General features: G+C 64.5%; 16 protein-coding genes, 4 tRNA genes and 1 CRISPR repeat array. Of the genes, 14 read left to right on the top strand and 6 right to left on the bottom strand.

Going from position 1 to position 21,444, the window contains the following annotated elements:
• Positions 1–91: 91 nt before the first annotated feature.
• Positions 92–1,930, bottom strand: a complete 1,839-nt coding sequence (locus QZ149_RS06400; protein ID WP_291450493.1) for a phosphoenolpyruvate carboxykinase (GTP) — start codon at positions 1,928–1,930, stop codon at positions 92–94.
• A gap of 371 nt (positions 1,931–2,301) precedes the next feature.
• On the opposite strand from QZ149_RS06400, the gene QZ149_RS06395 reads away from it, so the two are divergent.
• The 8 genes from QZ149_RS06395 (at position 2,302) to QZ149_RS06360 (ending at position 7,871) form a co-directional block, all read left to right on the top strand.
• Positions 2,302–2,934 carry a DUF47 family protein gene (locus QZ149_RS06395; RefSeq protein ID WP_291450491.1) on the top strand — a complete coding sequence of 211 codons (633 nt, stop codon included), beginning with the start codon at positions 2,302–2,304 and terminating at the stop codon, positions 2,932–2,934.
• Between the two features lie 3 nt (positions 2,935–2,937).
• On the top strand, positions 2,938–4,002 hold the full coding sequence (locus QZ149_RS06390) for an inorganic phosphate transporter (protein ID WP_291450490.1): 1,065 nt from the start codon (positions 2,938–2,940) through the stop codon (positions 4,000–4,002).
• Entirely contained in the window at positions 4,002–4,430 is a 429-nt protein-coding gene (locus QZ149_RS06385; protein WP_291450489.1) for a septum formation family protein, read from the top strand. The genes QZ149_RS06390 and QZ149_RS06385 overlap by 1 nt, the downstream gene beginning before the upstream one ends.
• Before the next feature lie 180 nt (positions 4,431–4,610).
• Entirely contained in the window at positions 4,611–5,063 is a 453-nt protein-coding gene (locus tag QZ149_RS06380; RefSeq protein ID WP_291450487.1) for a septum formation family protein, read from the top strand.
• 179 nt (positions 5,064–5,242) lie between these two features.
• Entirely contained in the window at positions 5,243–5,692 is a 450-nt protein-coding gene (locus tag QZ149_RS06375; protein ID WP_291450486.1) for a septum formation family protein, read from the top strand.
• 183 nt (positions 5,693–5,875) lie between these two features.
• Positions 5,876–6,409 (top strand): septum formation family protein, encoded by a 534-nt coding sequence (locus QZ149_RS06370; RefSeq protein WP_291450485.1) that lies wholly within the window; start codon positions 5,876–5,878, stop codon positions 6,407–6,409.
• Positions 6,410–6,589: 180 nt separating this feature from the next.
• Entirely contained in the window at positions 6,590–7,123 is a 534-nt protein-coding gene (locus QZ149_RS06365; protein WP_291450484.1) for a septum formation family protein, read from the top strand.
• Between the two features lie 184 nt (positions 7,124–7,307).
• Positions 7,308–7,871, top strand: a complete 564-nt coding sequence (locus QZ149_RS06360; RefSeq protein ID WP_291450483.1) for a septum formation family protein — start codon at positions 7,308–7,310, stop codon at positions 7,869–7,871.
• Between the two features lie 71 nt (positions 7,872–7,942).
• Here the strand turns inward: QZ149_RS06360 and QZ149_RS06355 are convergent, their stop codons facing one another.
• Both QZ149_RS06355 and QZ149_RS06350 read right to left on the bottom strand, forming a co-directional pair.
• Complete coding sequence (locus tag QZ149_RS06355) at positions 7,943–9,289, bottom strand: NUDIX domain-containing protein (RefSeq protein ID WP_291450481.1); 1,347 nt, start codon at positions 9,287–9,289, stop codon at positions 7,943–7,945.
• Positions 9,290–9,437: 148 nt separating this feature from the next.
• Entirely contained in the window at positions 9,438–10,067 is a 630-nt protein-coding gene (locus QZ149_RS06350; protein ID WP_291450480.1) for a hypothetical protein, read from the bottom strand.
• 31 nt (positions 10,068–10,098) lie between these two features.
• On the opposite strand from QZ149_RS06350, the gene QZ149_RS06345 reads away from it, so the two are divergent.
• The 3 genes from QZ149_RS06345 (at position 10,099) to QZ149_RS06335 (ending at position 13,767) form a co-directional block, all read left to right on the top strand.
• Positions 10,099–10,170, top strand: a tRNA-Lys gene (locus QZ149_RS06345).
• A 67-nt stretch (positions 10,171–10,237) separates the two neighbouring features.
• Positions 10,238–12,346 (top strand): PfkB family carbohydrate kinase, encoded by a 2,109-nt coding sequence (locus tag QZ149_RS06340; RefSeq protein ID WP_291450479.1) that lies wholly within the window; start codon positions 10,238–10,240, stop codon positions 12,344–12,346.
• Between the two features lie 176 nt (positions 12,347–12,522).
• On the top strand, positions 12,523–13,767 hold the full coding sequence (locus QZ149_RS06335; RefSeq protein WP_291450477.1) for a multidrug effflux MFS transporter: 1,245 nt from the start codon (positions 12,523–12,525) through the stop codon (positions 13,765–13,767).
• Positions 13,768–13,807: 40 nt separating this feature from the next.
• Here the strand turns inward: QZ149_RS06335 and QZ149_RS06330 are convergent, their stop codons facing one another.
• The 3 genes from QZ149_RS06330 to QZ149_RS06320 form a co-directional block, all read right to left on the bottom strand.
• A complete protein-coding gene (locus QZ149_RS06330) occupies positions 13,808–14,680 on the bottom strand; it encodes an EamA family transporter (protein WP_291450476.1) in 873 nt (290 codons plus the stop codon).
• A complete protein-coding gene (gene msrB / locus QZ149_RS06325; RefSeq protein WP_291450475.1) occupies positions 14,677–15,081 on the bottom strand; it encodes a peptide-methionine (R)-S-oxide reductase MsrB in 405 nt (134 codons plus the stop codon). The genes QZ149_RS06330 and msrB overlap by 4 nt, the downstream gene beginning before the upstream one ends.
• 140 nt (positions 15,082–15,221) lie before the next feature.
• Positions 15,222–19,394: a mechanosensitive ion channel domain-containing protein gene (locus QZ149_RS06320; RefSeq protein ID WP_291450474.1), complete on the bottom strand. Its 4,173-nt coding sequence runs from the start codon at positions 19,392–19,394 to the stop codon at positions 15,222–15,224.
• A gap of 162 nt (positions 19,395–19,556) precedes the next feature.
• Here QZ149_RS06320 and QZ149_RS06315 point away from each other — a divergent pair.
• The 3 genes from QZ149_RS06315 (at position 19,557) to QZ149_RS06305 (ending at position 19,860) form a co-directional block, all read left to right on the top strand.
• Positions 19,557–19,632, top strand: a tRNA-Glu gene (locus QZ149_RS06315).
• A gap of 50 nt (positions 19,633–19,682) precedes the next feature.
• Positions 19,683–19,756 (top strand) — tRNA-Asp (locus QZ149_RS06310).
• 28 nt (positions 19,757–19,784) lie between these two features.
• Positions 19,785–19,860 (top strand) — tRNA-Phe (locus tag QZ149_RS06305).
• A gap of 910 nt (positions 19,861–20,770) precedes the next feature.
• Positions 20,771–21,444: direct repeats of the CRISPR family, unit length 34 nt; unit sequence GCTGGGAATCAATCACCAATCCCCTTTGATATAC.

Raw genomic sequence — 21,444 nt, 5'->3', positions numbered from 1 at the left:
GGTCTGGCGAAAGACGAGACCTACAGGTAGTCAAAAAGGGGTGAGCCCCGGAGATAATAACTCCGGGGCTCACCCTTCAGGTCCGCGTCGATCAGGCCTGCTTCGCGGCGGCAATACGCTCGCGGAACTTGGCCAGCTGCTCGGTGATGGCGGCGGGGAGCTTGTCGCCGAACTGCGAGAAGTACTCCTCCGTGTCGTCCATCTCGGCGGCCCAGGCGTCGGGGTCAATCGCGAAGAGCTTCGCCCACACGGCCTCGTCAATGTCCAGGCCATCCAGGTTGAAGTCCTCGAACTTCGGATAACGACCGGTCACACCGTCAATGGCCTCGACCTCGCCAGCGGCGCGGCGAACGATCCAGTCCAGAACGCGGGCGTTGTCGCCGTAGCCGGGCCACATGAAGTTGCCGTCTTCGTCCTTACGGAACCAGTTGACCTGGTAGACCTTCGGGAAGCCCTCGCCCAGCTTGTCCTGCATCTCCAGCCAGTGGCCCCAGTAGTCGGCCATGTTGTAGCCACAGAAGGGCAGCATGGCGAAGGGGTCGTGGCGCAGCGAGCCGGCCTTGACGTCGGTCGCAGCGGCGGTGACCTCGGAGGCCACGGAAGCACCGATGAACACACCATGGGCGGGCTCGTACTGCTCGGCAACCAGCGGGACGTTGGTGGCGCGACGACCACCGAAGAGGACGGCGTCAACCGCAACGCCCTCGGGAGCTTCCCAGTCGGGGCAGATGATCGGGCACTGCGAGGCGGGGACGGTGAAGCGGCTGTTCGGGTGAGCAGCCTTCTCGCCGGACTCGGGGGTCCAGTCGTTGCCGTGCCAGTCGATCAGGTGCGCCGGAACGTCACCGTCGATGCCTTCCCACCACACGTCACCGTCGTCGGTCAGGGCGACGTTCGTGAAGATGGAGTTCGCCTTGCCGGTCTCCATGGCCATGGGGTTGGTCTTGTAGGAGGTGCCGGGGGCGACGCCGAAGAAGCCGGCCTCGGGGTTGATGGCGCGCAGGCGGCCATCCGGGCCGGGACGCATCCACGCGATGTCGTCGCCGACGGTCTCGACCTTGTAGCCGGGGATCGTGGGCTGGAGCATGGCGAGGTTGGTCTTGCCACAGGCCGACGGGAAGGCGGCGGTGACGTGGAACTGCTGGCCGGTGGACTCGCGGGTCAGGCGCAGGACGAGCATGTGCTCGGCCATCCAGCCGTCGCGGCGGGCCATGGTCGAGGCGATACGCAGAGCGAAGCACTTCTTGCCAAGCAGGGCGTTACCGCCGTAGCCCGAACCGAAGGACCAGATCTCGTTGGTCTCCGGGAAGTGGGTGATGTACTTCTCATCGTTGCAGGGCCAGGTGGAGTCTTCCTGACCGGGCTCAAGGGGAGCACCGACGGAGTGGACGGCGGGAACCCACACGCGGCCCTCGTTGATGAGGTCCATGGCAGCAGCACCCATGCGGGTCATGATGCGCATGTTGACAACAACGTAGGGGGAGTCGGTGATCTCAACACCGAGCTGGGAGATGGGGCCACCCAGGGGACCCATGGAGAAGGGAACCACGTACATGGTGCGGCCCTTCATGGCACCCGTGAACTTCTCGTGCAGGGTGGCCTTCATTTCCTTGGGGTCAGCCCAGTGGTTGGTCGGACCCGCGTCCTCTTCCTTCTCACAGCAGATGAAGGTACGGGACTCAACACGCGCAACGTCGGAAGGCTTGGAGCGAGCGAGGAAGGAGTTCGGGCGCTTCTCCTCGTTGAGCTTGGTGAACATGCCGCTCTCGACCATCTGCGAGGTCAGGCGATCCCACTCTTCCTGGGAGCCGTCGGCGAACTCGATGGCGTCAGGGGTGGTCAGCTCAGCGATTTCAGCAACCCACTTGACGACATCTTCGGGAGCATTGGCCGGAGCCGCTGCACGCACGTCCTGTTCGGTCACGGACATTTTGCCTCCTGAGGCATTTCGGATTGTCGAGGCCGCGATGTGCGTCCCCGATTGACAGAATCAATCATGCCGGAACGGATGCCCACGCTTGCGGGCGCTTGGTCCCGGTCACATCTCAATCCTAGTCGAACGAGTCACACGCCGCCCGGTCGACAGGGACCTTCTGCCCACCCACAAGGCAAAACAAAACCAGTCGAGCCGACCCCGACCTCGCGAATGGGACCGAAGAGCAGCCCACATCCTAAACCGTGAGATAGACCATGACCATTGGGCGGCAAAAGCGCATCTGAACTTGAAGTCACACCACCCCATGACCGACGATTATTCGTAGCACAACAGTGCCGTTCACCATTGGAAGGACCGAATACACCATGGGATTCCGAAACAAGACCCAAGGCCCTGACTTTTTTGAAGACTTCACCTCGCAGGCTCGCCAGCTTGAGCAGGCCGTCGAGATCCTGACGCACATCTATGCTGCCTCCCCTGAGGAACGCATCGCCCTGCGCGATCAGCTCCACGAGGTTGAGCACCGCGGTGACGAACTGAACCACGAAATCATCCAGCGCATCAACTCTTCGTTCATCACGCCTTTCGACCGCGAAGACCTGCAGTCGCTGGCGTCCCACCTCGACGACTGCCTCGACTTCATCGACGAAGCCGGCGATCTCCTCGTCGTCTACGGCATTGCCGACATCCCCTCTTCCCTGGTCTCTCTGCTCAACACGCAGATCGAGGTCATCAAGCACTGCGCGGAGATGACCGCGCAGAACATGCACAAGCTGAAGTCGCCGGTGGACCTGCGCGACTACTGGATCGAGATCAACCGCCTCGAGAACGAGGGCGACCTGGCCTACCGCCGCACTCTGACGGCTCTGTTCGACTCGGGCCTGGACCCGGTCACGATCATCAAGCTCAAGGACATCGTCCAGGGCCTCGAATCCTGTGCTGATGCCTTCGAGGAACTCGCAGGCATCATCGAGTCCCTCGCACTGAAGGAATCCTGAGCCGTGGATCTCAATCTGATCCTCGTCTGCGTCGTCATTGTCGTCGCGCTGTTCTTCAGCTACACGAACGGCTTCCACGACGCAGCGAACGCGATCGCGACCTCGGTGTCGACGCGTGCGTGGACACCACGTGCTGCACTCCTCATGGCCGCAACGATGAACGTCATCGGTGCCATGATGGGCACCGCCGTCGCGAAGACCGTCGGCAAGGGCATCATCTCAATTTCCGACTACGCCGAGTCTCCGCTTCCCGAAATGCAGCAAAAAGGCCTGGTCATCATCCTGGCCGCGCTGCTGGGTGCCTGTATCTGGAACCTCATCACCTGGTGGTTCGGTCTCCCATCGTCCTCCTCGCACGCTCTCATTGGCGGTATGGTGGGCGCTGGCCTCCTATCGGGCACGATGGTGCACTGGTGGGGCATCATGAGCCACGTTGTGATTCCGATGTTCGCCTCCCCCATCATCGGTTTTGTCATCGGCTACTTCGTCATGAAGCTCGTCCTGTGGCTGCTGCGTAACGCTCAGTATCACCGCACGATGCGTCGCTTCCGTGCAGCGCAGCGCTTCTCATCCGCTGCCATGGCCCTTGGCCACGGCATCCAGGACGCGCAGAAGACAATGGGCATCATCGTCATGGCCCTGCTAGCCGGCGGCTACGGAGAAACACACAATATCCTCGATCCGATCACGGGCGAGATGAACGTGCCCCTGTGGGTGAAGATCTCGGGTGCTCTGGCGATTTCGCTGGGCACGATGGCCGGCGGCGGGCGCATCATGCGCACGATCGGCCGTAAGATCATCGACCTGGATCCGGCTCGTGGCTTCACGGCCGAGGCCGTGTCTGCCTCGATCCTGTACCTGTGCTCCTACGTCATTCACGCCCCCATCTCGACGACGCAGGTCGTGTCGACGGCGATCATGGGTGTGGGTTGCACGAAGCGCTTCTCGGCAGTTCGATGGGGCGTCGCGGGCAACATCGTCATCGCATGGTTCCTGACGCTACCCGCCGCAGCCTTGGTGTCGGGCGTCGTGTACCTCCTGGTCGCTCTGCCGCTGGGAGTCCACTAGTGGCTCGCGCTCGTCTGATCGGCCTGGCCGCGACTCTCGCCCTTGTTGCCCCGCTCACCGCGTGCTCGGACACCTCCGTCATGCACATGCAGGTCGGCCAGTGCATCCTCCTGCCCGAAGAGAAGACCGCGACCACGGTCGAGACGACCAACTGCACCAGCGAGCACGACGCCGAGGTCTTCTACATGACATCCGTCGACGACGGGGACTTCCCCGGCGAGGCTGCACTCAACAACGCGGCCGAGAAGGTATGCATTTCCAACTTCAAGGACTACGTGGGGTCGCATTACGTAACCTCGACGCTGGATGCGACGTGGATGCTTCCGACGAAAGACTCGTGGGCGCAAAATGATCGTTCGATCACCTGCCTCGCAAGGCTGCTGGATCATTCCAAGCTCACCAAGTCCGTGAAGGATTCGGGCCTGTAGGATTTGTTGGGTCTTCAACTCTCAATGGGTGGTGCCCGGCCGATGGGCCAGGCACCACCCATTTTTACCGACAGCGTTCCGCATTGTTATAGTGACCACCGTGCCACGGCGGGTGTCCTCACGCCTGCCACAGCCTCGCGATCCCATCATTACCCCATTCTCATGATGTCAAGGAGAACCATGTCCCACGCACTGCGTTCCATGCTCGCCGTCGGCACCGTCGCCGCCATTGGCCTATCCCTGTCCGCTTGTTCGCTTCTGCCGTTCGGCAACCAGACGCACAGCACGTCACTGAAGGTCGGTCAGTGCATTCAGCTGCCGGACGACGACGAGGTCGGTGACATCACCACCGCGAACTGCGCCGAGGAGCACACGGGCGAGGTCTACTACATCTTGACGCTCACCCAGGACACGCTCCCCTCCCGCGCGGAGATCGAAAAACTAACCTCCGACACCTGCGACGATAACTTCGAGGCTTACGTCGGCTCGGCCGCCAATGAGACCGAACTCGACGTCACCGCAATGTTCCCGACCAAGAACTCGTGGGACAAGGGCGACCGCGACATTGTGTGCATCGTCATCCCCGCCGAGGGCAAGACGCTGACTCAGTCCGTGAAGGGCTCGGGCATGTAGCCCGGCCATCACATCATGTCCTCGGGTGGTGCCCGACCAGTGAGCCAGGCACCACCCGTTTTTTACCAACGACGACCTGCGTTGTTATAGTGTGCACAGAACCACGGTGGGTCTTCACACATCCACTCCCGGTCTCGCGTTCCCAGTACCGCCTTGCTTCCGTCAATTCAAGGAGAACCATGTCCCGCTCTCCGCGTTGCGCACTCGCCTTGGGCACCGCCGTCATCATGGCCCTGACGCTGTCCGCCTGCTCGTCGCTGTTCGGCTCGCGCACGCAGAGCAACAAGCTCACGGTCGGACAATGTGTCCTTGTTCCGATCGGCACCCAGGTGGACTCGGTGACCACAACCGAGTGCACCGAGGAACACACCGGCGAAATCTACTCAATCACCGCCATTGATCGACAGGCACTCCCGTCCCGCGACGAGATGGATGACCTGGTCTTCGACACCTGCTACAACACCTTCGAGGCCTACGTCGGCTCGACTCCCGAGGAAACGTCGCTCGATTACACCGCTTTCTCACCGGCCAAGGCGACCTGGGCCGCCGGTGACCGCGACATTATCTGCATCGCTGTTCCGACTGGGGATGACAAACTGACCCAGTCGGTACGCAATTCGGGCATGTGACAGGTATTTTTTACCGCTCGGTGCCCTTTAACCACTCTGGTCACTCTCTCTGACCAAGCGGTATTTACATTGTTGTATAGTGAGCGAAGCGCTCCGACGAGCACACGCGCACCTGCGGGTCCGCATACCCGCCACGGCCTCGTGACCCGTTGATCGGGTTCACCCCCATTCTCTAGGAGAACTATGTCCCGCGCTTTGCGCCCCGCATTGACCCTATGCGCCTGCATCGCAACTGTCGGCCTGTCTGCCTGTTCCGCCGCGTCGACCGACGGTTCGGGCGATAGCGCCTCCTCCGACGCTCACGGTTTGACGAGCACACAGAGCGGCGCTCCCACCGCGCAATCCGGTTCCTCTGGCGGCCTGTACGAGACCGGATACCTGCAGCTCGGACAGTGTTTGCTCACAGCCCCCCAGGCAGACGTTCCACTCGAACTCGTCGACTGCGCGCAAGAGCACAGGGCAGAGGTGATCCACACCTTCGACCTGACCATGACCACGATGCCCTCCGAGGATATGCTCGACGAGGTGAGCGACGAGGCATGCGGCGAGGCCTTCACCGCCTACGTCGGGCGTCCCTTCGAAAACTCCGCGTTGGACTACATCTGGAGGCTGCCCAGCCCGGAAACCTGGGCAGCCGGTGATCGACGGGTCGAGTGCATCGCCTTCACGAGAGACGAAAGCCAGCTCACCACGACGATGAAAGATACCAATATGTGACGAGGCCTGGTCGGCTTTGCGCTTGTGGTGGTTCGGCTCCGGCCGGGCCACCATTTTGACGGCTTGTACCTACCGGCACCCACGTTGCTATAGTGAGCGCGGCCCAACGGTCATCACGAGAGTCCGCCACTGCCTCGTGGCCCATTCTCTGGCTACTTTCCCACCACCCTGAGGAGAATCATGTCCCGCATCGCGCGCCCCGCGCTCGCTGTCGCTGCCTGCGTTGCCATCCTGAGCATGTCCGCCTGCTCCAGTTCGTCGTCCACCTCCTCGGAGGATTCGACGACCCATTCCGGCGAGGCCAGTGCCTCCGCCGAGGCACCCGTCACCAACGCGTCCGAGATCCCCTCCGACGCACGCACCAACCTGAGCAACCTAAGCGTCGGCCAGTGCTTCCAACAGCCAACCGATCCCGCCGACGGCTTGATGATCGTCGACTGCTCCGCACCGCACTGGGGTGAGGTCTACGCCCTCACGCCGATCGACGCCGAAACCCTGCCCGACTTCGAAGAACTCAACACGATGGCCTTCCAAGCGTGCACCCCCGCGTTCGAGGAGTACGTCGGTACGCCCTACGAGGAGTCCTCCCTGGATGTCACCTGGTACTTCCCGAACGCGTCCAACTGGGATGCCGGCGAGCACGTCATCGCCTGCGTCGCCGTCCCCTTGGAGGCACCCTCGCTCACCCAGTCGGTCAAGGACTCCAATCTGTGACGTGCGGGTTGTCGTTACGCGGCGGTTCGGCTATGGCTGGGCCGCCGCTTGCGTATATGGCCCTCCTTTACCGTTCGATACTGCCATTGTTATAGTGAACACAACGCGTCGATGGGTGTCCCACGCACCCGCTGCGAATGCGACGGCCTCTCCGGAGTCGCGCTCCCATCATCCAAGGAGAATCATGTCCCGCTTTACCCGCCCCGCCCTCGCGTTCGCGACCTGCGCCGCCATGCTCAGCTTGTCCGCCTGTTCCGCCCTGCCTTTCGGCAATAAGGATGACGATGACGAGGACACCCCCAGCTCGCGCAGCTCCTCGTCTGCCTCCCCGAGCAGCTCACCCGACAAGACGAACCAGCCCACAAGCACCCCCACCGTTGCATCCGCCCGCACCTACCTGATCGATCTGAAGCTCGGCCAGTGCTTCAACCAGCCGGACATCGACACCGATGTGGATGTGGAGACCCTCGACTGCTCACAGCCTCACTGGGGCGAAGTGTACTACGTCGTTGAACTCACCAACGCGACGTTCCCCGGTGAGGACGCCATGTCTGACACGGCAAAGGACGCGTGCCAGAACGCCTTCCAGGACTACATTGGTTCGTCCTACACGACCTCCTCACTCGCGTTCGGCGGCATGTATCCGACGTCCGGTAGCTGGGCCGGTGGCGACCGCGCGATCGTGTGCTACGCCCACAACACCGACGACAGTACCCTCACCCGCTCGGTGAAGGACTCTCGCCTGTGATCCCCTGATCCACGCTCGCGGCGGCTCGGCTGATGCCGGGCCGCCGCGAGCGTCGATGGAACGTGGGCATTTCAGCGCCGCCTGGAGGCTTTGCGCGTCGGGACGGCGGGGTTTTTGGTGGTGACGCTATGCGTCTCAAAGGCGACGACGACCGGCCCGTCAGACCCCTGTTCGACGTGGGCAACCATGATCTGTCCGTGCCCCAGGGAAACGGGCGACGCACCCACGATAGCGCTCGATCCGTAGGCGCGGATTTCCTCGACGATCAGGTCGCGCGCGGCACCCGTGACCGACAGGAGGGTCGCACCGGCCTGCTCACGCAGGCGCTGCGCCGCGAAGGCACGCACCCGACCGGCTCGAGCGTCGGCATCCTTATCAGCCCCAGCCTCGTCCCCCACAGGCACACCCAGGGCCTCCACGAGCGTCACCGATCCACCGCCGACCGCCGCCCACGGCGCAAGCACCTGGCGCGCGCGGGCGCTCGGGGATGCGAACGCGCGGCCCACGCCGAACGCGCTCAGCAGGTCGATGAGGTCAAAGGACTGGCGCACGCCGAAACGTCCGAGGGGTGGATCTGCGGGGTGCGCGGCGGCCTTAGCTGTGAGGTACGAGGCCCGCTCCACCTGCGCTGCCCTGCGCGCTGCCGCTGAGGCGACCATCGCGGGGGTGGGTGCAGCGGGCGTGGTGCTCGGCGCGGCGGCGCGCGGGCCAGGACCGTCGGGGACGGTAGGCGCCGACGGGCTGCCGAGCGCGGAACCTGGCCCGGGCGTGGGCGCGGAACCCAACGTAGTGCCACCGGATGCTGACATGCCCGGAGCGGAAGCACGCCCGCCGACGGGGGCTGCAGACGCCGCGTCAATGGGGACAGCATCGGCGGCACCGGGCCGCAGGACGATGATCGTGGAGGTGGCGAGGCGGCCCTCGCGGGTGCGGGCGACGAGGTCGGCGAGGAGGCGGCGGTCGCCTCGGCGGGTGAGCATGTCGGCGGCGGCCTCGGGGGTGGCCCACGTGGTTTGGTCAATTTCGGTGCGCGGGGCGCGGGCAACGGGTGCGCGCAGGCGTGTGGCCGGGTCGTCGGCTGGCAGGGGCGTGCCGACCCAGTAGTGGACTTCCTTGGTTTGCCCGCCGCCCAGGCGGTAGCGTTGGGTGGTCAGAGGCACCCCCAAGGTGATGACCTGTCCAGTTTCCTCTTCGACTTCGCGCACGGCGGCGGCGACCAGTGGCTCACCGTTTTCCGCTTTACCTTTGGGCCAGGACCAGTCGTGGTAGCGGGGTCGGTGAACCATGAGGACTTCGATGTCCGCGGGGTCGATGGGTTCGCCGGGGACCGCGACGCGCGTGGGGTCGGCAAAACGCCAGACAAGCGCGCCCGCGGAGCGAACGAGTCGCTGGGGGCGTGGGGCTGGCATCGGACGCATAGGGACCAGGGTAGTCGCCCCGCGCCGCGCTCGCCCTGATGGGCGCGCCACCTTCACGAGGTCACGGCCGGTATGGGCGCTCCACTAGGCCCGTCCGCGCGCTGAGAAAACACCTCCGTCGGGCAGCCGCCTGAGTCGGTCAGCCGCCTCAGTCGAGGGTGCCGACGGCCGCCTCGCGCGCGGCAATGTCAAGCTCGTCGGCCGTCACCAGCAGTGCGGAGTGTCGCATGGTGACGCGGTGGGCGAGCGTGTCGGTGGGGTCTTCGATCCACAGGGCCCCGGCCTCGCCGGCGGCGAGGACGCACATGGCACGGGAGGCCTCGCGCAGCACGTACTCGAGGTCATCGTCGGTGAGGTCACCGCGCAGCAGCGAGTCGATCTCCTCCATGATCAGGCTCAGGGAGCGCAGCTCGACGGGGGCTTCGAGGCCCTGGATGATAGGAGCGCGCGAGCCGTCGGCGTAGCGCTCGGCCACCAGGAGCGGGTCACGGTGGTACCACTCGTGCAGCAGGTAGACGCGCCATAGCGCCCCGGGGAGCGTGAATTCGGGGCTGCGCGACCACACGTGGGCGATGGTGTCGACGCCGCGAGTGCGCACGGTTTTCCGCAGGCGGGCCACGTCCTCGTCCGTGAATGTCTCGTCGCCGACTCCCATGAGTGCCCACGCGGCGGTGTGTGCGACGGCGGCGAGAGAGGCGGGATCTTCGTCGCCGACGATTGCCTCGGCGCGGGCGGCGTCGAGCATGGCCGGGCGGCGCGGAGTGTTCGATTGGGCCATGAGGACCGCTTCCTTCTACAATATGGGGTATGGGCCTATAGCTCAATGGTAGAGCAGCGGACTTTTAATCCGTAGGTTGGGGGTTCGAGTCCCCCTGGGCCTACTGCGCGCCTCGGTTTCCCGGGGCGTTTATGCTATGTGGGCCGCGCTGCCCGCGTTGGAGGTGCATCATGGATCCTCGTTTGTCGCGCGCGTATGGCGCGCTCGCTGGGCTGGCGTTGGGGGATGCATTGGGGATGCCGACGCAGGCGATGTCCCCGGAGCAGATCCGCGCGGTGTACGGGCGCGTCACGGGACTCGTGGACGGGGACATCTCGCAGCCGTACGCACCGGGGATGCCGGCCGGTTCGGTGACGGATGACACGGAGCAGGCGTTGCTGATTGCGTCTCTCCTGGTACGAGGCCGGGGTTCCTCCTCGGGTCGCGTGGCACTAGACGCGGGTGATTTCTCCCACGCACTGCTGTCCTGGGAGGATTCCATGATCGAGCGGGGGTCGCTTGACTTGCTGGGGCCCTCCACGAAGGCGGCGCTCGAGCGCGTGCGGGCGGGCGAGGACCCGCTGACCGTGGGTGGTTTGGGCACTACGAACGGCGCGGCGATGCGCGTCACTCCGATCGGTATCGCGGTGTCGACCGCGGATTCGGAAGCGTTCGCGGACGCCGTCTGGTCCTCCTGTCAGGTGACACATGCGACACGCCAGGGTTTCCAGTCGGCTGCGCTCGTGGCGGCGGCGGTATCGCTTGCTCTTGACTGGCCGGAGATGTCCGCCTCGGACATGACGACTCTGTTGTGGAAGGCCGTTTCCTACGTTGATTCCCTGCCCGAGCGCGGCGCGTGGACACCGGATCCGGACGTGGTGGAGGCCACGCGCAGGGCTATGCAGCTGGTCGCTAGCCCGGCCTCGTCGTCCCTGGAGTGCCTCATCGAGCAGATCGGCACGTCTGTGGCCTCGGCGCACGCGATTCCCATGGCGTTCGCGCTGCTCGCGCGCGACCCCTCTCCACGTGCCCTGCTGGACGCCGCGAACCTGGGCGGCGACACCGACACGATCGGCGCGATTGCGGGCGCGATCCTGGGCAGTGTGCTCGGGGTTGAAGCCTTCGACACCGCCATGCTCACCCAGGTAGAACTCACCTCCCACCTCGACCTGCCATCCATCGCCCTCGAGTTGTTGGCACTGCGCGCGGCGAGCGAACCTGCCACGAATACTCCCGAGGCCACCGAGACTGAGGATACGAGCGAGGGCGCTTCCCCCGAGGAACCAGCCCCAGCCTCGCGCACCGATTCCGGGGTGGGACGGGTGGTTCTCATGGGGCAGATCCTCGTGGACCTCGCTGTGCGCGGCGACACCCTTCCGAGGCCAGGAGGTGACGTATGGGCCGTCGACGAGGGAATGCACGTAGGTGGTGGCTTCAACGCGCTCGTGGCAGCACGTCGCATGGGGGCCGAGGCCGTTTCCCTCAGTCCGATCGGGTCAGGCCCCCACTCCTCGCTGATCCAAGCCGCGCTGGAACACGAGGAGATCACAGACCTCGGGCCTCGCATCGCGGGCATTGACAACGGGTTCTGCATCGCGTTCACAGACCGCACGGGCGAGCGTACGTTCATCTCCACTAAGGGTGCCGAGACGATGTCGCCCGCGAGCGCGTGGGCTGACTTCGTGCGGACGATGCACCCGGGCGACGTGCTCTATATCGACGGTTACCTCATGGACCACCCCGCGAACCGTGAGGCCGCGGAGGCTGCGCTGCGCGTTCTACCCGAGGGCGTGCGCGTGCTCCTGGATGTCTCCCCCGTCATCGGGATCCCGTCCGCCCTCCCCTCCGACGGCGTCATCATCTCGATGAACCTCAGGGAGGCTCGGGAGATTGCTCACCAGAGAGGTGATGCGAGCGTTCGGAACCAGCAGTGTCTCCAGCCTCGCGAAGCGGCGCGAGCGATGCTCGCCGCGCTTGGCCGTCCCGTTCTGTTGCGGGCAGGTGCCGAGGGCGCATACTTCGTGAGGTCACGCGATGCCGCCCTGAGCGCCCCGGACACTGACCCGTCCTACATCCCGACACCTCGCGTCGAGGCGATCGACACAAACGGCGCGGGTGACGCTCACTCGGGAGTCCTGGCAGCCTCCCTCGCTCAGGGCATTCCCCTGAAGAGAGCGCTGCTCCTGGCCAACTGCGCAGGCGCGCTATCCACGACAGTCGTCGGCCCAGCCTCGTGCCCGCCGCGTGACCAGATAGAGGCCGCGGCGGACGCGCTGGAGGCGAGTACGTGCGAGGCGTAAGCACACGAGGCGTGAGCGCAGACAACACGTGAGCGCCTCGTCGCCTCGGCGTGCGTTCCACTGAACAACACCAGCGGTGCCACATCAGCGCGGATCGCGCCCCTACACCGTGCGAGATTTGTCAAAAAACCAACCGATCTAACTATTGCTGACCCGCGCGGGAGGACAATCATCTGGTGACGACTGATCAGACCAACAAGCACGATGGCGTCATCGGCGGGGCACTCACGGTTGCCCTGCTGATCACCCTGGCCGTGCAGAACGCCGTGCCCCCGATGGCGACCGACATGTACTCGGCCGCATTCCCGCAGATCACCGCGGACCTGGCGACGAACTCGACGATGCTCGGATTCACGCTGACAACCTTCTTCGTGGGCTACGCGTCGGGCCAAGTCTTGGGCGGCGCCATCTCGGACCAGATCGGGCGCCGCCGCCCCATCATCGCGGGCGGCATCATCGCCCTGGTCGGATCCATCATCTGCGTACTGACGCCCAACATCTGGGTGCTCCTCGTGGGCCGAGTCTTCCAGGGCCTCGGCGGCGGCGTGGCCTCGTCGGTGGCGCGCGCGATCCTCGTCGACGTCGCGCACGGTAAGACCCTGGCGCGCGCGATGAGCCTCATCCAGGCAATCGTCGGCTTCGCCCCGATGCTTGCCCCAGTCCTCGGCGCGTTCATCATCACGCACGCAACGTGGAGGGTCGTCTTCTGGGCGCTCGCCGCCTTCACGCTGCTCATGGCGGCGCTCGCGTGGTTCGTCGTGCCCGAGTCCCTGCCCGAGGATCGCCGCCACCCCGGCGGTATTCCGCGGTTCTTCCACGGCCTCGTCCAGGTCGTGCGCATCCGTCCCTTCGTGGGCTTCATGCTGACCAACGCCTTCTCGAGCTTCTGCATGTTCGGCTACATCTCGAACGCCACGTACGTGCTGCAGGGGCCGCTGGGCCTGTCCCCCATGGCTTTCGCGTGGGTGTTCGCGTTCAACGCACTGCTGTCGACCGGCTTCGCGCTGGTCAACGTGCGCTTGATCTCACACTTCACGCCGCGCACACTCATCATCACAGGCCTCACAATCGCCGCGACCGGCGTGGTCATGCTCACGATCTCGACGTTCCTCCTCGACCTGCCGCTGATCCTCACGTGCGTGGGCTTCGCGCTCATCATGACGGCGAACGCGTTTATCTTCGGCAACTCCGGTGCACAGGCCATGAGCGAGGCGCGCGAGCACGCGGGCACGGCTTCGTCCGTCATGGGCGTACTCCAGTCGATTGCGAACGGCATCGCCGCTCCCCTGGCGACCTCAGGCGGTGACAGCGCCGTGCCGATGGTGCTCGTCATGATGGTCGGCTCGGTCGGCGCGTGGTTCGCGTTCTGGGTGATCGCCCGCGGCGGCAAGCACACGCCGCGCCACCTCAGCCTCGACTGAGAGGGCACGGCGCGTCCCGCACAACGCCCTTACTCGGTCCTTACTGGCGCGAGGCCAGCCACACCGCGATCGACACCAGGACCAGGCCGATCAGCTCGTAGACACCGGGGATCTGCCGCAGCATGACGGCACCGACCAGCGCGGACGTGGCGGGAAGGACCGCGGCAAACAGCGCGAACGTGGGTGCCGCCAGGCGACGCATCGCGAGCGCCTCAAACGTGTAGGGAATCGCGGTGGACAGCAGGCCAACGCCAACGACAATCGCGATCAGCTCCCACGAGGCCGTGGCCGCCATTGCCCCCGGCCCGAGGAAGGGCGCGAAAAAGAGGGACCCCCACGCGCAGCCGAGCGCCAGGTTCGTGACCCCGTCGCGCGTGGTCGAAGCACGCTGCCCGACGACGATGTAGGCCGACCAGGCGAGGGCCGCGAGGAGGATCCACGCGACGCCGACGCGCACGCTCGGCACGCTCAGGTCGAGAGCAAGGCCGCCGATACACGCCACCCCGGCGAAAGCGAGGACGGCGGCGATACGCGGCCGCCAGCCACGGCCTCGGAGAACAGCGACCGCGACCGGGCCGATGAACTCGAGTGAGACGGCGGTCCCCAGGGGAATGCGCGCGATTGACTCATAGAACGAGGAGTTCATCGTCAGGATGATGACGCCGAACAGCGCGGAAATCGCCAGGTCCGATACCGTCAGGCCGCCGCGCCAGGGGCGCTTCCAGGCCAATAGAACGACCGCGCCCGTCAGGACGCGCCACCACGCGACGGACGCGGGTTCGACGGAGGCAAAGGCGACGACGGCGAGCGCCGCGCCCACATACTGGATGAGGCCCGAGCCGACGATGTAGAGCTGTGGTGGGACGCGGTCGACCACAGAGACGCCGTCAGGGCACCGGGAGGGTGCGTTCACTGGGCGGGCGCGAAGGTCAGGGCCGCCGAGTTCATGCAGTAGCGCATGCCGGTGGGCTGGTCGGGCGCGTCAGAGAAAATGTGGCCGAGGTGGGAGCCGCATGTCGCGCAGCGCACCTCGGTGCGGATCATGCCGTGGCTGGTGTCGACGCTCTCGGTAGTCGCGCCGTCGTATGCCTGGAAGAAGGAGGGCCACCCGCAGGAGGAGTCGAACTTCGCGTCGGAGTTGAAGAGTTTCGATCCGCAGGCCGCACACGAGTACGTGCCGACACGGTCCTCGTCGAGGAGTTCGCCGGTGAAGGGACGTTCCGTGCCCGCCTCGCGCAGCACGTGGTAGCGCATGGGACTCAGGAGCTTCTTCCACTCGGCGTCGGTGCGGGCAGCAGGATCGGTAGCGTTCATGTGCCCATTGTCGCGCGCCGCCCGCGGCCTCGCACTTTCGGGTGCGGCCGCGGGCGGCGCGGGGATGTTCGTCGCTCTCATCGACGAGGCCGTGGTTGCCTCACGGGGTTCACACCCCTGTCGATGGGCGGCTTGTCAGGCTACTTATTCTTGCCTGCGTTCTTCTTGCCGGAGACCTTTTTGGTGGCTCCCTTCTTGGAACTGCTCTTCTTGCTGCCCTTCTTCGAGGACGACTTGGCGGGCTTCTTCTCCTCGGAAGTGGAGGCATCAGCAGCCTCGGCGGAAGCGACCTCATCGGCCACCTTTTCCTCAGCCTCCTCCTTCACCTCGGGCGCGGACTCAGCCTCGGCGGAAGCGGCCTCAACGGTCACCTTTTCCTCAGCCTCCCCCTTCACCTCGGACGCAGGCGTTGCCTCGGCAGAAGCAGCCTCATCGGCCACCTCTTCCTCAGCCGACTCCTCCTGCGCCTCGGACGCAGACTCAGCCTCAGCGGAAGCAGCCTCATCGGCCACCTTTTCCTCAGCCTCCTCCTGCGCCTCGGGCGCGGGCGTCGCTTCGGCGGAAGCGACCTCATCAGCCACCTTTTCCTCAGCTTGTCCCTTGGCGGAATCAGCATTTTCAACGGGTTCTTCCGCAGCAGGCTGCTCGGCGCTCGCCAGCACGACCGTGTCGTCGGCGGCGGGTGCCGCCTTGATCGCCGGGAGGACCTGCGTGTCTGCCTGATCCGGCGTGGGCGCAACCTTGACGGGAGGCATGACGGCGGTCTCCTCGACATCCCGCACATCGGCGGCCGTGGGCGCGGGCGGCTCGGCCAGGGGCTGCGCCTGCGTGGCAGCGCCAGCCGTACCCTTCGTCATACCCGCGGCCTTCTCAGCGTCACTTGAGGATGCGGGAGCCGCGGACTGTGCCACGGCCTCGTCGGTGCCGGAGTCCTCGCCGTGCTTGTCGAGGCCGAGGACCGGAACCTGACCGGTCACCGTGCGCAGCATGGCCGCTTCAGCGCCGGTGGGGGCCACCGCCGGGAAGAAATCCATGATCGAGACGCGCGGCGGAACCATCGTCGGAGTCGGGCGGATTTCATCCTCGAGGCGCATCTCCTCGGCGACCGCGTACCAGCCGGGGTGGATAGCCGGCTCGTCGGGTCCCTCCGTCTCCGCGGCCTCCTCAGGCTCATCGGCGGGCTTGTCGGGTTCCTGCGCGGGCACTTCCGGCTGCACCGGTTGTTCGGGCTGCGCAGGCGCTTCCGGCTCCTCCGCGGTCGTGGCCGCGGCTGACTGTGCCAGCGCTTCCTGCTGTGCCGGGGTCGCCGGGGTGGTCGGCTGCGCAGGCTGAGCAGGAACTGGAGCCTGCACGGGCGTGACCGGCTTGTCCAAGGAAGTTTCCTCCTTCGACGCCGCCATCTCAGCGGGGGTCGGCGCGGGCGGCGGCACAAGCGCAGGCCTGCCGGCGTACACCATGTTCGTGGTGACGGGGTTCTCGGCGCGCTCGACCGACGCTTCGTCGCCCTGTTTCACGGACGTTTCACGAGCCTCGACGGGAGCAGTCGCCTGTTCCTTCTCGTTCGAAGGGGCCGCGGCGTCGGTGTCATCGTCCGTATCGGACGAGGCCGTGGCGTCCTCGGGTTCATCTCCGTCGGCCGGCGCGGCAGCGGTTTCCGTTGCGGCGTCGTCAGCAGTCTCAGGTTCCTCGGAAGCGGGACCCTCGACCGGAGTGTCATCCGACGTCGCGGTCTCCGTTTCCTGCGCAGGAGCAGCCTGCTTGGCCTCGGAGGTCTCGTCGGCGTCATTCTCGGTCGACGCGGTGTCACCGGACGCTTCAGCGGCGGACTCGGCCTGCTCATCGGCAGGTTTGACCTCAGTGGGTTCGTCCTTCTCATCCCTGGCGGATTCCTCGGAGGCGGTCGCCGCCTCGTCGGAATCGGACTCTGCAGGAGCGGACTCGCTCGTATCTGCTTCACTCACGACGGATTCGGCTGCGGCGGACTCGGCCTGCCCGTCTGCGAACTTGGCCTGCTTATCGGCAGGTTCAGCCACGGCGGGAGCTTCACCCTGCGCAGCGTCGGATTCCTCGGTCTCGACGACCGCCGCCTCCACGGTTGCGGCCTCATCAGTCGCGGCAGGGGCCTCGGACTGAGCCTCAGCTTCCTTTTCCTGATCGTCTTTGGCCTGATCTGCTTCAGCCTGACCAGCGTCAGCGGGGGTTTCAGCAATCTCCGAAGCGGACTGTTCGGATGCCTCGGGAGCGGCCTGCGTAGCCTCGGCGGGAGCCACAGCCTCGGCAGGATCGACCGTTTCGGCAGACTGAGATTCCTCACCAGCGGCTTCGGTCAGCTTAGCGGCAGAGTCAGCCGATGAGGACTGGTTCTGCGCTTTCTTGGTCGCCTCAACGGAGGTAGAACTCGGCTTGTCGGGACCGGACTTCGCTGTGGCAGCGGATTCGGGCACCTCGGCCTCGGGAACGGGAGGCGCAGCGACGGGGGCCTCGGGGGCCGGAGGCATGGAAGCCTCATGAGCCTCGACAGGTTCGACCCCGACGGCAGCCAGCGCGGTGGTCGCCTCAGTATCCTTAGCCTCGGCCTCGGCTGCATGGCGGCACTCACGGGCCTCGCGGCGATCCTGAACGCGGCGAGAGTTGGCCTCGCGCTCAGCGAAAACCTCCTCGCCAGGGCCGGACAAGGCTGCGGCACGCTCGTCGGCATCAGCCGAACCGGAGAAGAGACGCTCCCCACGACCGACGGATGTGGTCGTCAGGCTCTCGGTGACCTGCGGGTTCCTGTTACTTGCGGCCTCGATGATCTTGCGCAGCGCGGACTTGGAGATCACCTGAGTCTCGTCGGGAGCGGGTCCCTGTCCCTCGGCCATTTCTCGCTGACGATCAGCCATCGCACGGCGTCGAATCCGCTTTGCCTTGCGGCGTGCGGCAACCATGCGTGCGGCGTGCGCCGCGTCCTTGGGCTGCTCGCGAACGGCCCCCTCAGGGCGGACCGACGAGGCCGCACCACCCAGGGCGGAATCCTGAGACGAGCGCCGTGCCCCACCCGTGTGGGAGGACGACGCGCCCGTCGCGGCCACGGCCTCGTTCGTTCCGGAGATCCCAGCGAGCTCGGCAGCCAAGCGCGCGATGCGTTCACGACTCATGTCTTTTTCGACGGTCACGGTCGCGCGAGGCTCGATGTGCTGGACGGGGCGAGCCCACGGCTCTTCGGCGACGATCCACGCGATGAGGTGCTCGCGCAGGTAAGCGCGCAGGTCATTGAGGTTTCCGGAGTTCGTCGCGGACACGAGAACGCGCACGGTGATGGTCTGCGCATCCGAGTCGGTGATCTGCACAGCCCACGTGCGGCCGTCCCACAGGTCGGTGGCAGCCAGGAGCTTCTCGACCTTCGCGCGGATCAGAGTCATGGGGGCGGACCAATCGAGCTTAAGCTCGACCGTGCCCAGCTGGGCGGCAGCGCGGCGCGTCCAGTTCTCGAAGGGAGTCTGCGTGAAGTAGCGGCAGGGGATGATGAGACGGCGCTCATCCCAGATGCGCACGACCACATAGGAGAGCGTAATCTCCTCGACAGAACCAGTCTCCTGCTTGTCGCTGGCGATAACGACGTCGCCCATGCGGATCGCGTCGGTGAAGGCCAACTGCAGTCCGGCGAAAACGTTACCGAGGGTCTGCTGGGCAGCGAGACCGAAGATCACGGAAATAACACCCGCGGAGGCCAGGACGGTTGTCATGACCTGGCGGGCGGCGTCGAAGGTTCCGATCATAGCAACCGTGCCAACAAGGAGGATGATCACCTGAACCAAACGGCGCAGAACCTGGGCGCGGGTCTCGAAGCGGCGCGAACGGCCTCGGTCGGCGGCCTGTCGGGCCTTCGCGGCGTCTTCGAAGACCCACGCGGCGGCGTAGCCCATCCACGTCATGCAGGCCAAGCCCGCGATGAGGAGCAGGTGCATGAGGAACGTCGTGACCGATGAGCCACCCCAGTCAGTGAGGCGGGGGTCCACGAGCGCGATCCCGAGTCCGACCCACGCGCCCCACGTGGCGAGCGCGAAGTGAGCGGGGCCGCGCACGCGACCCAGGACCGACGAGGCCATGGCAGATTTCGCACACGCCTTACGCGCCAGGACGGACACAATGATCGAGGCGATCAGGCCCAGGACGGCACCAATGATGGGGCCGAGGAACAGGAGGGTTAGGTCGATGGTGGTATCCACGGCTGCCTCCGCGCCAGATTGCGAGTCAGCGGCGGCGCGCGCGAGCGCGCCTGAGGTTTGGGTTGAGATTTGAGTGAGGGCACCGAGTGCTGGTGTCAGAGTCATGCATTAAGGGTAGGCCGGGTAGCTGATGAAATCCTGTGAATTCTGCACAATTACAATGTTTTTTAGTAACGTGTTATGCATCACGCTTTTTCGTTTTGACGTATTGACGGACGTCTGCCTAAGATACATCCTGTCTTCGGACGCCAGTTCGACGGCCAAAAGGCCCCCATCGTCTAGCGGCCTAGGACACCGCCCTTTCACGGCGGCGACACGGGTTCGAATCCCGTTGGGGGTACCAGCCGGTCGCACATGTGAACGGCACAACTTAATAGGTCTTACCTATTGTAAGGCCCCGTAGCGCAGTTGGTTAGCGCGCCGCCCTGTCACGGCGGAGGTCGCGGGTTCAAGTCCCGTCGGGGTCGCCGACCAGACCGAATCGGTTCAGGTCATGGCTCTGTAGCTCAGTTGGTAGAGCGTTCGACTGAAAATCGAAAGGTCACCGGATCGACGCCGGTCGGAGCCACCAGCAAGCCCCGAAGCATTAGCTTCGGGGATTTTTGGTTTTACGGCGCGCAGCGATGCCTGAGATACGTATCACGTTCTCTTTCCTCTCTTACTTCACCCACCGACTGCCCGCACATCTCTCAAACGTATCTGAGGGGCGATCGTGGAAGATGCACCTAGTGTGACGTTGAACAAACTATATTTCTCGGTGCATGTCTCCCCCGCCCGCCTCATGCGAACAACCCCACGTGAGTGGGGGCGATATCTCAAGGACGATTAGCGACCGATTTCCCGCTGATCTTCCCCGCGTGGGCATGGAAAACGATCTGTTGGATTGGGGTTCTGCATGGCACAGGGTTCATCCCCGCTCACGCAGGGAAAACGAGACGTGCGCCCCCGAAAGATGCCCGCCGTACGGCCCATCTCCGCTCACGCGGGGAAAACACATAATGCGACGAGGGGTGGCCCACCTGCCCGGGGATCACTCCCAGGTGGGCTGGCTGCCACCCTCATGCGTACCGTGCCACTATTCCGAGAAGGACTCATCCCTGCTTACGCGGGGAACACACCGTCTGATCTGTGCAAACATCACACAGCTCAGGCAGATTATGGAAGCGCAGTTGAACGCTTGCCCCTAAGCTACTCCTTCTATCGCACTCCTACAACCAAGGAAGCACAACTAGAAAGTCTAGTCAGACACAGATACGAGCGACCACAAGCACATCAGACATTCAACCAATGAAAGCAGCTTCCACAGCGCTCAGAAAATTAGTTCCTAGGATACTAGTTCGTCGGATCATCCAGGTATTTGGATCCGTTCCACTCACTAAATTCACCGCTATCATCATAGTTATACTGCAGAATCGATCAGAACTACCGTTGTACTCTTCTAAGCAGCCTCACTTTGGCACACCAATGCACAGCTCGCCATCGCTGGGAATCAATCACCAATCCCCTTTGATATACTGCCCACACCCGACGCTATCATCCAGGAGGGCTGGGAATCAATCACCAATCCCCTTTGATATACTGACGGCGCGGCGTATAGTCTGCCACGTGTGCTGGGAATCAATCACCAATCCCCTTTGATATACTGCAGGCCCTCAGCGTCGCAGGCGTGGCCAGCTGGGAATCAATCACCAATCCCCTTTGATATACTGGCGATCGCCGCCGGCTTCTGCCTCGAACGCTGGGAATCAATCACCAATCCCCTTTGATATACTGCTGGTTCGCGGTGAGCCATATAGCCTTGGCTGGGAATCAATCACCAATCCCCTTTGATATACTGGAAGCCACCGCGACCGTGAAGGCCGCCGGCTGGGAATCAATCACCAATCCCCTTTGATATACTGTCCCCCTGCCCGTTGTGCAGCGCCGCATGCTGGGAATCAATCACCAATCCCCTTTGATATACTGGCGAGAGCGACGCCCACCTGTCCGACCAGCTGGGAATCAATCACCAATCCCCTTTGATATACTACGATCCAGGCGGCTCAGAATCGCGCGGAGCTGGGAATCAATCACCAATCCCCTTTGATATACTGAGGCTTGTCGCCGCCGTGCTGACGATACGCTGGGAATCAATCACCAATCCCCTTTGATATAC

It is taken from the genome of Actinomyces sp. ICM47, assembly GCF_905369875.1.
Taxonomy (GTDB): Bacteria; Actinomycetota; Actinomycetes; order Actinomycetales; family Actinomycetaceae; genus Pauljensenia.
Note: the sequence above shows the minus strand (reverse complement) of the source record. Positions and strands in the feature narration are given on the sequence as shown.

What these genes read in the sequence shown, in the direction of transcription:
- QZ149_RS06400 (WP_291450493.1), bottom strand. Translation starts at nt 1,930, where the DNA reads ATGTCCGTGACCGAACAGGACGTGCGTGCAGCGGCTCCGGCCAATGCT.
- QZ149_RS06395 (WP_291450491.1), top strand. Translation starts at nt 2,302, where the DNA reads ATGGGATTCCGAAACAAGACCCAAGGCCCTGACTTTTTTGAAGACTTC.
- QZ149_RS06380 (WP_291450487.1), top strand. Translation starts at nt 4,611, where the DNA reads ATGTCCCACGCACTGCGTTCCATGCTCGCCGTCGGCACCGTCGCCGCC.
- QZ149_RS06375 (WP_291450486.1), top strand. Translation starts at nt 5,243, where the DNA reads ATGTCCCGCTCTCCGCGTTGCGCACTCGCCTTGGGCACCGCCGTCATC.
- QZ149_RS06370 (WP_291450485.1), top strand. Translation starts at nt 5,876, where the DNA reads ATGTCCCGCGCTTTGCGCCCCGCATTGACCCTATGCGCCTGCATCGCA.
- QZ149_RS06365 (WP_291450484.1), top strand. Translation starts at nt 6,590, where the DNA reads ATGTCCCGCATCGCGCGCCCCGCGCTCGCTGTCGCTGCCTGCGTTGCC.
- QZ149_RS06360 (WP_291450483.1), top strand. Translation starts at nt 7,308, where the DNA reads ATGTCCCGCTTTACCCGCCCCGCCCTCGCGTTCGCGACCTGCGCCGCC.
- QZ149_RS06355 (WP_291450481.1), bottom strand. Translation starts at nt 9,289, where the DNA reads ATGCGTCCGATGCCAGCCCCACGCCCCCAGCGACTCGTTCGCTCCGCG.
- QZ149_RS06350 (WP_291450480.1), bottom strand. Translation starts at nt 10,067, where the DNA reads ATGGCCCAATCGAACACTCCGCGCCGCCCGGCCATGCTCGACGCCGCC.
- QZ149_RS06340 (WP_291450479.1), top strand. Translation starts at nt 10,238, where the DNA reads ATGGATCCTCGTTTGTCGCGCGCGTATGGCGCGCTCGCTGGGCTGGCG.
- msrB (WP_291450475.1), bottom strand. Translation starts at nt 15,081, where the DNA reads ATGAACGCTACCGATCCTGCTGCCCGCACCGACGCCGAGTGGAAGAAG.
- QZ149_RS06320 (WP_291450474.1), bottom strand. Translation starts at nt 19,394, where the DNA reads ATGACTCTGACACCAGCACTCGGTGCCCTCACTCAAATCTCAACCCAA.